Origin of the sequence: Methylobacterium indicum (assembly GCF_001043895.1) — a bacterium.
Taxonomy (GTDB): Bacteria; Pseudomonadota; Alphaproteobacteria; order Rhizobiales; family Beijerinckiaceae; genus Methylobacterium; species Methylobacterium indicum.
Genome location: NZ_JTHF01000479.1, coordinates 1 through 630, shown reverse-complemented (window position 1 = coordinate 630; position 630 = coordinate 1). Strand labels below are relative to the sequence as shown.

Genomic DNA, 630 nt, shown 5'->3' with positions numbered 1-630 from the left:
CCGGGCTCGACCGGTTGGCGACCGCCATGCAGGCCGGCAGGGCCGCGATCACGACGGCGCCGAGACGCTCCAGCGTCGCGGCTCTCCCGCCGGCTGGCGAGGCCGATGTCCCGGCGGGCGTCGCGGCGATCACTGAAGCTGGTGGCCGCGCTTGCCCATCTCGGCCCGGACCCGGACCATCATGTATTCCGAGACCTCCTGGGTCCAGGTCTGCATCGCCTGGACCATGTCGTCGAGGACCTGGGGCTGGGTCTCGACGTAGCGCTTGCCCGACGGCGAACGGAAGAAGGTCGCGATGTCGCGCAGTTCTCCCTCGGAGAGCTTGTTGGCGTAGATGCGCGAGGCGGTGTCGATGATGCGCTGCTTCTGCAGCTCGAGCTCGGGCTGCAGCTTCTCGATGACCTCGTTGAGATCCTTGGTCAGCTCGGGCCGGGTGACCGCAGCCTGCCGGATCTGCTCGCCGAAGGCCGGGAGGATAGAATCGAACGAGCGGGCGATACCGGAGGAGAGCATGACCTCCTTGGCGAGCGCGAGATGGCTCGGGGTGATCGCGCCCGCCTGCGGGGCGGCCGGGGCGGCGGGGGCCGCCGGCTTCGTCTGGGCGAGGGCCGGGCTGGCCATGGTCGCGGC

1 protein-coding gene is annotated in these 630 nt (G+C 70.5%); it reads right to left on the bottom strand.

Annotated features, from left to right (window positions below; genetic code table 11):
* Positions 1-129: 129 nt before the first annotated feature.
* Entirely contained in the window at positions 130-621 is a 492-nt protein-coding gene (locus QR78_RS31605) for a DUF2059 domain-containing protein (protein ID WP_082173952.1), read from the bottom strand.
* Positions 622-630 lie beyond the last annotated feature (9 nt).